This window comes from Sphingobium sp. FW305-3-2-15-F-TSA7, from assembly GCF_058787155.1.
Map to the genome: position 1 here is coordinate 1 of NZ_JBYSZM010000011.1, position 10,940 is coordinate 10,940.

Consider the following 10,940-nt stretch of genomic DNA (forward strand, 5'->3'; position numbering starts at 1 on the left):
AACGCTCAAGCGGGGGGGGCGACGTTGAGGGTGGGCCGGCTGGAGGCGCTGTCTCGGCAGGTGTGGGCGCAGGCGCCTCGTTCCGCACCGGCATTGCGGCAGTCACAGCCACGCTCGATGACGGTGTCGACTGGGCGAGCCGCACCCGCTCGCTCTGGCTGATTGGTGCCGTCACGGGTTCGCTGAAGCCCGGCGCCGGCGCATTGTCGCGTACGGTCGGCGCGGTTGCCGAAGTAGCCGGCGGAACGGCCGGCGCAAGGTCGGATCGCGCCGATGCAGCCGGCGTCACGATCCGCGATGGCGTCAGCGCCCGGGTCGGCGTCGATGCCGCGGGTGTCGGGCGCGGCGGATCGGCCCGTGCGGCGAGCGCCACCGGGGCACCCGGCCGCCGCCGCGGTTCGCGCGAAACCGGCGCCGGCTGCACATTGGCAGGCAGGTCGTCATCGGCTTCATGCCCCGAATCCATCGGCTCGCTCATCGGCACCTGCCCACGTGCCGAAGGCTGGGGCAAGCGTGCGTCGATATCCGCCGCAGCGAAGCTCTGCGTGGTCCTGCCATCGGACGGGATACGCCCGAAATGCACCGCCGCCGCCTTTTGCGACGCCGACAGCGACGGCAGGCGCGCGAAGAACGGCGCCATCGGCTGGGCAAGATTGGCCGGCATCACCGTCCGCGCCACGCCATTGGCGCCATCGACATCACCACCGATCGCCATGACGAAAGCGCGCGCGCGCCACGCGGCGCGATCCTGGCTCCGCAGCAACGGATCGAGCGTCTGCATCGCCTGCTCGCGCTCACCGCTGATCGCGTACGACAGCGCCAGCCGCCGCGTCACTTCCGCATCGGGGCCGTGCCGAAGCGCCGACGCATAATCGCGTTGCGCCCGTCGCGTGTCGCCGCGCAGATCATAAGCGAGCCCGCGATCCCCCGCGATCTCTGCCTCGGTGACGCCGAGCGCGACCGCGTCATTGAACAGCTTGAGTGCTTCGCGTGGTTTTTCGGTCATCAGCATGGCGCGCGCGAGTCCGGCCTTCACCCGGCCATTGCGCGGGTCGACCTGTTCGGCGCGCGCGAAAAAGCCGAGCGCGCCATTGGGATCCTCGAGCGCGAGCGCGGCATTGCCAGCCTCGATCAGCGCGCTGACATTCTGCGGATCGGACGATAGCGTATTGAGCGCCTCGGACAGAGCACGGCCAGCCTGGGCATCGGAAATGGCCTGGGACTGCGCATGCACGGCGAATGGCGTCAGGAACACGAGCGCCGCCGCCGCGGTCGCACGGAAAGTCTGGATGATTGTCATGGCTGATCCCGCACTGAGCGCGGTGTCGATGAAGCCCGGATGAATTGCAAGCGCAATCCCGCCCAGCCGTCTCCAGAGCCTGATCGGTTGAGCCGAAGAGCGATCATGGCGCAGATACAGAAAGGGCCGGACGGCGAGAGCGACGCTCCCGATCGTCCGGCCCCTCCGATCGTCCACCGCAAGCGGTGGACGCCCCCTTTACTGGTTGTTCTGGCGATTCAGGAATCGCGGGATGTCGAGCGGATCGGCCTTGCCCTCGGTATCGCCCTCGTCGCCCTTCGCCGCACCGCGCGCGATATTCGACATGCGCTCGAACAGCGTGCCACCACCGGTCGAGACACGCGGCGCGCGCGGCTCAGGAGCGGCTTCGACCTCGGGAGCGAGCCAGCTCGGCGTGGCGGGCTTGGGTTCGGGCGCGGCTTCCGCCGCCTCGGGCGCTTCGACGGTCAGGTCGAGCGGCGCGTCCGCTTCGTCCTCGACGATCCGGCCATTGTCGAGCAGCAGCTCGTCTTCGGCACTGGCCGCCACAGGCTCGGAAGCGGCAAGCTCCGCCACTTCAGTCGCGATCTCCGGCGCGTCCTGGACGGGCGCGACCTTCACCGGTTCGGGCGCGCGGTCGCGCGCGGTCGGAAATGCGAAGACGCGGGCGGGTTCGGGCTGGACCGAGGTTTCAGCCTCTATGCCGGTCGCAACCACCGAAACGCGGATCTTGCCCTGCAGGTCGTTGTTGAACGCCGAACCCCAGATGATGTTGGCGTCGGGATCGACCAGTTCCTTGATGTGATTGGCGGCCTCGTCGACTTCCATCAGGCGCATGTCCTCACCACCGGTGATCGAGATGATGACGCCCTTGGCGCCACGCATCGAGACGCCGTCGAGCAGCGGATTGGCGATCGCCTTCTCCGCAGCCTCGATCGCGCGACCGTCGCCTTCGGCTTCGCCGGTGCCCATCATCGCCTTGCCCATCTCACCCATCACCGAACGGACGTCGGCGAAGTCGAGGTTGATCAGACCGGGCATGACCATCAGGTCGGTGATGCCGCGCACGCCCTGCTGCAGCACTTCGTCGGCCATCTGGAACGCTTCCTTGAAGGTCGTGTTCGCATTGGCGATCAGGAAGAGATTCTGGTTCGGAATGACGATCAGCGTATCGACATGCTTCTGCAGTTCCTCGATGCCGGCATCGGCCGAGCGTCCGCGGCGCGAGCCTTCGAAGCTGAACGGCTTGGTGACGACGCCGACGGTCAGGATGCCCTTGTCGCGCGCCGCTTTCGCGATCACCGGCGCAGCACCGGTGCCGGTGCCCCCGCCCATGCCCGCCGCAACGAAGCACATATGCGCGCCGTCGAGCGCGCGATCGATCTGCTCCATCGCCTCTTCGGCGGCGGCACGGCCGATCTCGGGCCGCGAACCGGCGCCGAGGCCCTGGGTGATGCGCAGGCCAAGCTGGATGCGCCGCTCCGCCGGCGAGGCGTTGAGCGCCTGCGCGTCGGTGTTCGCGACGATGAAGTCCACACCCTGGACCTGGCTCGCCATCATGTTGGCAATGGCGTTGCCGCCCGCGCCGCCGACGCCGATGACGCTGATCCTGGGCCGAAGTTCATCGACCTCAGGCGGCATGAATTCGATGCTCATTTGTTTAACTCCCAAGCTTCGTCGCGGGCGAAGCAAATGCCCCTTGACGTTTTTGCACTAACCGATTCGCGGAATCACCAAAAAAGTTAATCCGGGAATAAAAAATTGTGTCGAGTCGATGACAGGACCCCCTGCCCCTTGTGGTCAAGCCACCGCACGAGCCGTTCCGGTTCATCAATAACCGGCCCGAAAGGCGGTGATCAGGCGCTGCATCAGCCCCGTTCCCGCCGCGCGATGCACCATCTGCTGCGCGGGCACGATCGCGCGCAGATCGACCGGATTGGCCGCGGCATATTGAACCAGGCCCGCCAGCGTCGCGAAACCGGGCCCGCTATGCGCGTCGGGAAGCCCGATCAGTCCGCGCGGCTTGCCCAGCCGCACGGCCCTGCCGAGCGCGCCCTGCATATAATCGGCGATGCCCTTCAGCTCCGCGCCGCCACCGGTCAGCACGACCTGGCGACCGACCGGCCCGGAGAAGCCGAGTTCGTTCAGCGCCTTGCCGATCTCTCCGGTCAGATGTTCGAGCCGCTGGCGAATGACCGAGATGAGCTGCGCGCGCGTGATCCGCGTCGTATCCGCCTGATCGCCGTCGGGCGAGATCGGCGCGACCTCGATCATGTCGTGATTGTCGCGCGGACTGGTCGTCGCAGAGCCGTAGAAGCATTTCATCCGCTCGGCATGGGTGCGCCGCGTGCCGAAGGCCGAAGCGATGTCATCGGTGATATCGGCGGCGCCGAACGGGATCGACATCAGCCCGACCAGCATGCCGCCAGCGAACAGCGAGACATTGGTGACGCCCGCACCCAGCTCGACCAGCGCGACGCCGAGCTCACGCTCCTCGTCGGTCAGGCACGCCATGCCCGTCGCCACCGGCGAGGCGACGATCGACTTGACCTTGAGATAGGCGGAGCGGACGCACAGATCGAGATTGCGGACCGGCGATCCGTCGGCAGCGACGACATGGATATCGACGCCCATGCGATCGGCATGGAGACCGAGCGGCGTCTTCACCCCGCGCAGGCCATCGAGCGTATAAAGCGTGGGCAATGCGTGGAGCACCATCCGGCCATCGGGGTCGATCGAGCCGCGGCCGGCAGCGAGCAGTTCGTTGATATCCTCCTGCTCGATCCGGTGCCCGCCCAGCTCGACCTCGACCGAGGCGATGTCGCTCACCAGTCCGCCCGCGGAGAAGCTGACCCAGACATCCTCGATATTGGTGCCCGCGATGCGCTCGGCCTGCTCGACCGCCTCGCGCACCGCGCGTTCGGTTGCCGCCATGTCCGCGATATAGCCGCGCTTGACGCCCTGGCTCTCGCGCTGGCCGGTGGCGAGCACGTTGATCTCACCGCTCTCGGTCCGCTCCGCGATCAGCGCGGAGACTTTCCATGAGCCGATGTCGAGGGCGGTGATCAGCCCTTCAACCCGCGGTTGCGCCATTGCCCTTGTCCTTCTTGGCTGGTTTGGCCTGCTTGTCGTCACCATCCGCCTTGGCGGTGGTGGCTTCGTCGGGAACGATCGATCGCGCCGCACCCTTGGGCGGCAGGCGGACGTAGAATTTGTCGGGGATCCGCATGTCGAAACGGACAAAGCCGCGGCCGAGCAGCCGGTCGGTGCCGTCCATGCGCGCGAATTTCACCAAAGCCGCCGCAGCCTCCGGCGCGCCTTCGGGCAGCGCGAGCGTCTCACCCGACTGGAAGCGCAGATCCCAGCGGCGCTTGCCGATCCAGGTGGCGCCGGCAAGCATCGGCTTGAGCGCGGGCGCCGCTTCGAGCAGCGTGTCGAGGGCCGCGGTCTGCTTGTTGGCGTCGGGCCCGACGACCAGCGGCAGATCGGGCATCGCCCCGATCGAGACCGGCTCCAGTTCGACGCCGGTGGCGTCGATCAGCGTCAGTTTCTGCGCATTCTGCCAGATCGCGGCGGGCTTGCGCTCGACAATGTCGATCAGCAGCGTGTCGGGCAGCCGGCGCGACACGCGCGCATCGGCGATCCAGCCATAGGTCATGAGCTGACGGCGCACTTTCTCCAGATCGACGAGCGGCATCGCCATCGAATGCTGGTCGGCCGCGATGGCATAGACGGTCAGCCGCTCCATCCGGTCGATGCCGGTCAGTTCGATGCGCTTGACCTCGAACCCGGCGCGTCCCGTCATTTCGGCAAGCGCGACGCCCGCGGCCTGGGGCACGCCCATGATCGTCGCGGCCGTCCCGGCGAGCAGCACGATCAGCGCGATCACGCCATAGCCGGCCAGGCGCTGGATCGTCTCGACCGGCATGGGCAGGGTTTCGACCAGCCGGGTCATCATCGACTTGCGCTTGGACACGGGCTTGCGGCCGGCAACCTTGGGTCGCGCACGGCCGGCATTGCCCCTGCGGATGGTGGATGCGCTGCTCATAGGGCGTCCCTCACGATGCGGTCGCACAGCGCGGCATAGGAAATGCCGCGATATTTCGCCTGCTCGGGCACCAGGCTGAGCGGAGTCATACCCGGCTGGGTATTCACCTCGAGCAGATAGAGGCCGGCCAGGCCGCGTTCGTCGTCCCAGCGGAAATCCGAACGGCTCGTGCCCTTGCAGCCGAGCAGGCGGTGCGCGTGCAACGCCATGTCGAGCGCGGCCGCGGCGATATCGCTCGGAATGTCGGCGGGACAGATATGGTCAGTCAGCCCGTCGGTATATTTGGCGTCATAGTCGTAAAAGCCGCTCTTGGGCCTGAGTTCGGTGACCGCGAGTGCCTCATCCCCCAGCACCGCCACCGTCAACTCGCGACCGCGGATGAAGGGTTCCGCCAGCAGACGGTCGAAATGCCGCCACGGCCCCTCGACATCGGGGCCGATGGGATCGCCGTAATTGCCGCCCTGCGTCACGATCGCGACGCCGACCGACGAACCCTCATTGACCGGCTTCAACACATAGGGGCGCGGCATCGGGTCGGCATCATGCAGCGTCGCGCTCTCGACGATCCGCCCTTCGGGCATGCGGATGCCGTGCGGCACCAGCAGCAGCTTGGTCAGTTCCTTGTCGATCGCGATCACCGACGTGGCGATCCCGCTATGCGTATAGGGGATCTGCATCAGATCGAGCATGCCCTGCACCGTTCCGTCCTCGCCGGGCGAACCGTGAAGGGCATTGAACACGACATCGGGCCGCACGCCGGCGAGCACCTGTGCGACATTGCGATCCATGTCGATGCGCGTGACCCTGTGGCCCAGGCTTTCGAGCGCATCGGCGATCTGGGTGCCGCTCGACAGCGAGACCTCACGCTCGGCCGACCAGCCGCCCATCAGCACCGCGATGTGAAGGGGCTCGCTCACTTGGTCACTCCGATACGCTGTATTTCCCATTCGAGCGTGACGCCCGATTTCGCCTTCACGCGGCGACGCACTTCCTCACCCAGTTCCTCAATCTCGCCCGATGTCGCCGAACCGAGGTTGAGCAGGAAGTTGCAGTGTTTTTCGGACACCTGCGCATCGCCGATCCGCAGGCCGCGACAGCCGGCATCGTCGATCAGCGCCCAGGCCTTGTGTCCCAGCGGATTCTTGAAGGTCGATCCGCCGGTCCGCGAGCGCAGCGGCTGCGAAGCCTCGCGCTCGGCGGCGATGCGGTCCATCTCGGCCTGGATCGCGGCGGGGTCGTCGACATGACCCCGGAAGGTCGCGCCGACCACGATGCAGCCCTCGGGCAATTCGCTGTGCCGATAGGTGTAGCCGAGTTCGGCCAGGCCCAGGATCTTGCGCTGGCCCGAACGCAGGACGACCTCGCAATCGACCAGCACGTCCTTGACCTCGCGGCCATAGGCGCCGCCGTTCATACGGACGAAACCGCCCACCGTGCCGGGAATCGAGCGGAGGAATTCGAGGCCGCCAATCCCGGCATCGCGCGCGGTGGACGAGACCAGGATGCCGCTTGCCCCGCCGCCGCACGACAGGGTGGTGGAATCGAGACGCTCGACCCTGGCGAATGCCTTGCCGAGGCGGACGACCACACCCGGCACGCCACCGTCGCGCACGATCATGTTCGATCCGAGACCAAGCCCCATGACCGGAACCGACGGATCGAGATCGGCGAGAAAGCCGACCAGATCCTCGACGTCCTTGGGCTCGAACAGCCATTCGGCCGCACCGCCCGATTTGAACCAGACAAGGGGCGCAAGCGGTGCTTGCGGCGTCATCCTGCCACGGACATGGGGGATGGTGTCGAGTGCGCTCATGCCGCCATTCCGGCACGCACGGCGGTCACGCCATCGGCAAGGCCCGCCGCCCATTTGGTGATGTCACCCGCGCCCAGGCACACGACCATGTCGCCCGGCTGTGCGTCGGCGGCCAGCGCCTCGGCCAGCGCCGACGCACTGGCGATCTCATTGGCCGCGCGATGCCCGCGCTGCCTGAGCCCCGCGACCAGGGCCGCGGAATCGACGCCCTCCACCGGGGCTTCGCCGGCAGCATAGACCGGCGTCACATAGACGATATCGGCGTCGTTGAACGCCTGCTGGAACTCGTCCATCAGATTGCCCAGCCGCGAATAGCGATGCGGCTGGACGACCGCGATCACCCGGCCGGCCACGCCTTCGCGCGCGGCCGCCAGTACGGCGCGGATCTCGACGGGATGGTGACCATAATCGTCGATCACCGTCACCGTGCCGCCATCGACCGCGACTTCGCCAACCTTGGTGAAGCGCCGTTTCACCCCACCGAAGCGCGCGAAACCCTGCTGGATCGTCGCATCGTCGATGCCCATCTCCAGCGCGACACCAATCGCGGCGAGCGCATTCTGGACATTGTGACGCCCGGGCATGGGCAGCTCGACACGCTCGATCCGGCGGAGCGATCCGTCGCGGCTGCGGATGACGACGTCGAAGCGGTTGCCGCCCGGGATCGGCGTGACCTGTTCGCCGCGCACATCCGCCTGGGCGGAGAAACCATAGGTCACGACACGGCGGTCGCGGATGCGCGGCAGGATCGCCTGCACTTCGGGATGATCAAGGCACAGCAACGCCGCACCGTAGAAAGGCACATTCTCGACGAATTCGATAAAGGCCGATTTGACCGCGTCGAACGAGCCATAATGGTCGAGATGCTCGGGATCGATATTGGTGACGACCGCGATCGTGCCGTCGAGACGCAGGAAGCTGCCGTCGCTTTCGTCGGCCTCGACCACCATCCACTCGCTGGCGCCGAGCCGCGCATTCGATCCATAGCTGTTGATGATGCCGCCGTTGATCACCGTCGGATCGACTCCGCCGGCATCGAGCACGGCGGCGATCATCGAGGTCGTCGTCGTCTTGCCGTGCGTGCCCGCCACCGCGACCGTCGATTTCAGCCGCATCAGCTCGGCGAGCATCTCGGCGCGACGGACGACGGGAATGCGCAGCTCATAGGCGCGCTCGACCTCGGGATTGCCGCGCTTGATCGCGGTCGAGGTCACGACGACCGCCGCCCCTTCGACATTCTCCGCCTGCTGGCCGATCATCACCTTGATGCCGCGCGCGCGCAGGCCTTCGATCACATAGCTTTCGGCCATGTCGGAGCCCTGCACCGAATAGCCCATATTGTGCATCACCTCGGCGATGCCGGACATGCCGATCCCGCCGATACCGATGAAATGGATGATTCCGATCTCGGTGTTGACACCCCTCATGCGAGCGCGCCCTCTCCGTTCGGCGCGGCGACGCGTCCCGTCGTGGCGGGGACGATGTTCTGCACCGGCGCGGCGCCCAGGCTTTCGAGCAGATCGGCGAGATCGCTGGCGGCATTGGGCCGGCCGCATTGCCACATGCGCCGCGCGGCATTGGCGAGCGATCCGGGTTCCAGCGCCAGTTTCTGCATCTGCTTGGCCAGTTCGACCGCGGTGAACAGATGCTGCGGGATCGCCCGCGCGCCACCGGCCGCGACCGCCTCGGCGACATTATAGGTCTGATGGTCGTCGGTCGCCGACGGCAAAGGCACCAGGATCGCCGGGCGACCGGCCACGGTGAGCTCGGCGACGGTCGATGCGCCGGCGCGGGCGATCACGAGATGCGACCAGCCGAGCCGTTCGGGCAGGTCGGGCAGATAGGTGGCGAGATCGGCCGGAATGCCGAAATCGGCATAGATGGTGCGGACCCGATCGATGTCCTCGACCCGGCATTGCTGCGTCACCTGCATCCGCCGGCGGAAATTGAGCGGCAACAGGCCGAGCGCATCGGGCACCACCGACGAGAGGACCGTCGCGCCCTGGCTGCCCCCGGTGACGAGCAGGCGGAAAATGCCATCCTCCTCCAGCGCCGGGAAAGGCTCGCCGCGCAGCGCCATCACCTCGTCGCGCACCGGGTTGCCGACCAGATGCACCTTGCCGGCATGGCGCGCGGAAAGGCGCCTGACCTCGGGATAGGCGGTCGCGATCGCGTCGACGCGGCCGGAGAGCAGCCGGTTGACCCGGCCGAGCACCGCATTCTGCTCGTGAACCGCGGTCGGGATGCCCGCCTTGAGCGCGCCGAGCAAAGCGGGCAGCGCGGGATAGCCGCCGAAACCGATCACCGCCGTCGGCTCGAACGTCTCGTAGAGACGCATCGCCATCGCGCGACCCGCCAGGATCGCACGGCCAGCCGCCCACAGGGCAGCCGGGCTCTTGCTGATCCGCCCCGCGGGAAGGACATGGGTCTGCACGCCGTCGAACAGCCCCGGGATCTTCGCGCCGCGATCGTCGGTGACCAGCGCGACGTGATGACCGCGCTTCATCAGCTCGGCCGCAAGAGCATGCGCCGGAATCATGTGGCCGCCGGTTCCACCGGCTGCGAGGACGAAGTGACGCGTGACCGTCATTTGCCGCTCCATTTGAAGACATAGGGAGAGCGGACGAGATACGGGTTCCGGCGCGTGAAGGCCAGCAACAGGCCGAAGCCGAGCGACAAAGCGAGCATCGAGGAACCGCCATAGCTGATGAACGGCAAGGTCATGCCCTTGGACGGCGCAAGCTGCGTATTGACCGACATGTTGATCATCGCCTGCACGCCGAACTGGGTGGTGAGGCCGGCGGCGGCGAGGAGCTGGAACTGATCCTCCTCGTCGAGCAGCTTCACGAACACGCGCACGACGATGGCGACGTAGAGCAGCACGATACCCAGGCACGCGATCAGCCCGAATTCCTCGCCGATCACCGAGAAGATATAGTCGGTATGCGCCTCGGGCAGGCGGAACTTCATTTCACCGCCACCAGGGCCCGTACCCAGCAACCCGCCTGCCGTCAGCGTCGCATGCGCCATGTCGGTCTGGTAGGTGTCGCCGGTCTGGAAGATGAAGTCGTTGATGCGCCGCGTCGCCGTGTCGTAGAACAGATAAGCGCCGACGACGCCGGCAATGCCCGCGCCGAACAGCCAGCCCATGATCCTGATGCTGACGCCGGAAAGCAGCAGCAGCGCCAGCCAGACGGTGCCGAAGATCACGGTCTGGCCGAAATCGGGCTGTTTCATCAGCAGCAGCGCAACGACGCCCATCAGCAGCGCCGACAGCGGCACCACCGGCAATGTGCGGTCCTGCACCTTCAGCGACAGCAGCCAGGCCATGCCAACGGTGAAGCAGGGCTTGAGGAATTCGGACGGCTGGAATTTCGCGAAACCCGAACCGATCCAGCGCTTGGCGCCATTCACTTCGGCGCCGAGGATAGGCACCAGCGCCAGGCAAAACAGGAAGATGCACGCCAGCACCAATGCCATGCGCCGCGCGCGTTCCTTGGGCATGGTCGAGATGACCAGCATCACGGGAACGCTCAGCACCACCCAGACGAGCTGGCGGTAGAGATAATGATATTGGTCGAAGCGCACCGCCCCTTCCGAATAACGCTCGGCAGCGGCGGGCGACGCGGCGGCAACCGCGATGATGCCGATCGAGATCAGCAGCGTGACGAGCAGCAGCAGGACGCGGTCGATCTCCCAGAACCACAGGCCGAGCTGGGGATGCTTGTCGCGCGTATTCTGGCGCGAGACCACCGCCTTGCTGCGGGGCACCACGGGACCGGTCATGGGGCCTGGGATCG

The 10,940-nt window shown here is 66.8% G+C and carries 9 protein-coding genes; all 9 read right to left on the reverse strand.

Annotation, left to right across the window (positions count from 1 at the left end; translation table 11 throughout):
• The coding region (locus AC3WN8_RS10445; RefSeq protein WP_492669349.1) for a tetratricopeptide repeat protein at window positions 1–1,300 on the reverse strand (1,300 nt) is incomplete at its 3' end.
• A gap of 198 nt (window positions 1,301–1,498) precedes the next feature.
• Window positions 1,499–2,935 carry a cell division protein FtsZ gene (gene ftsZ / locus AC3WN8_RS10450; RefSeq protein ID WP_492669350.1) on the reverse strand — a complete coding sequence of 479 codons (1,437 nt, stop codon included), beginning with the start codon at window positions 2,933–2,935 and terminating at the stop codon, window positions 1,499–1,501.
• Between the two features lie 174 nt (window positions 2,936–3,109).
• Window positions 3,110–4,372, reverse strand: coding sequence for a cell division protein FtsA (gene ftsA, locus AC3WN8_RS10455; protein WP_492669351.1), 1,263 nt, complete (start codon window positions 4,370–4,372; stop codon window positions 3,110–3,112).
• On the reverse strand, window positions 4,353–5,327 hold the full coding sequence (locus tag AC3WN8_RS10460; protein ID WP_492669352.1) for a cell division protein FtsQ/DivIB: 975 nt from the start codon (window positions 5,325–5,327) through the stop codon (window positions 4,353–4,355). Before AC3WN8_RS10460 ends, ftsA begins: the two co-directional genes overlap by 20 nt.
• Entirely contained in the window at window positions 5,324–6,274 is a 951-nt protein-coding gene (locus AC3WN8_RS10465) for a D-alanine--D-alanine ligase (protein ID WP_492669353.1), read from the reverse strand. Before AC3WN8_RS10465 ends, AC3WN8_RS10460 begins: the two co-directional genes overlap by 4 nt.
• Window positions 6,241–7,140 carry a UDP-N-acetylmuramate dehydrogenase gene (gene murB / locus AC3WN8_RS10470; protein ID WP_492669354.1) on the reverse strand — a complete coding sequence of 300 codons (900 nt, stop codon included), beginning with the start codon at window positions 7,138–7,140 and terminating at the stop codon, window positions 6,241–6,243. The genes AC3WN8_RS10465 and murB overlap by 34 nt, the downstream gene beginning before the upstream one ends.
• Window positions 7,137–8,567, reverse strand: coding sequence for a UDP-N-acetylmuramate--L-alanine ligase (murC, locus tag AC3WN8_RS10475; protein ID WP_492669355.1), 1,431 nt, complete (start codon window positions 8,565–8,567; stop codon window positions 7,137–7,139). The genes murB and murC overlap by 4 nt, the downstream gene beginning before the upstream one ends.
• Window positions 8,564–9,730, reverse strand: a complete 1,167-nt coding sequence (murG, locus tag AC3WN8_RS10480; protein ID WP_492669356.1) for an undecaprenyldiphospho-muramoylpentapeptide beta-N-acetylglucosaminyltransferase — start codon at window positions 9,728–9,730, stop codon at window positions 8,564–8,566. Before murG ends, murC begins: the two co-directional genes overlap by 4 nt.
• A complete protein-coding gene (locus AC3WN8_RS10485) occupies window positions 9,727–10,926 on the reverse strand; it encodes an FtsW/RodA/SpoVE family cell cycle protein (RefSeq protein WP_492669512.1) in 1,200 nt (399 codons plus the stop codon). Before AC3WN8_RS10485 ends, murG begins: the two co-directional genes overlap by 4 nt.
• Between the last annotated feature and the right edge of the window lie 14 nt (window positions 10,927–10,940).

Coding starts and splice junctions, on each gene's coding strand:
- murG (WP_492669356.1), bottom strand. CDS start 9,730: ATGACGGTCACGCGTCACTTCGTCCTCGCAGCCGGTGGAACCGGCGGC.
- AC3WN8_RS10485 (WP_492669512.1), bottom strand. CDS start 10,926: ATGACCGGTCCCGTGGTGCCCCGCAGCAAGGCGGTGGTCTCGCGCCAG.
- ftsA (WP_492669351.1), bottom strand. CDS start 4,372: ATGGCGCAACCGCGGGTTGAAGGGCTGATCACCGCCCTCGACATCGGC.
- murB (WP_492669354.1), bottom strand. CDS start 7,140: ATGAGCGCACTCGACACCATCCCCCATGTCCGTGGCAGGATGACGCCG.
- AC3WN8_RS10460 (WP_492669352.1), bottom strand. CDS start 5,327: ATGAGCAGCGCATCCACCATCCGCAGGGGCAATGCCGGCCGTGCGCGA.
- ftsZ (WP_492669350.1), bottom strand. CDS start 2,935: ATGAGCATCGAATTCATGCCGCCTGAGGTCGATGAACTTCGGCCCAGG.
- murC (WP_492669355.1), bottom strand. CDS start 8,567: ATGAGGGGTGTCAACACCGAGATCGGAATCATCCATTTCATCGGTATC.
- AC3WN8_RS10465 (WP_492669353.1), bottom strand. CDS start 6,274: ATGGGAAATACAGCGTATCGGAGTGACCAAGTGAGCGAGCCCCTTCAC.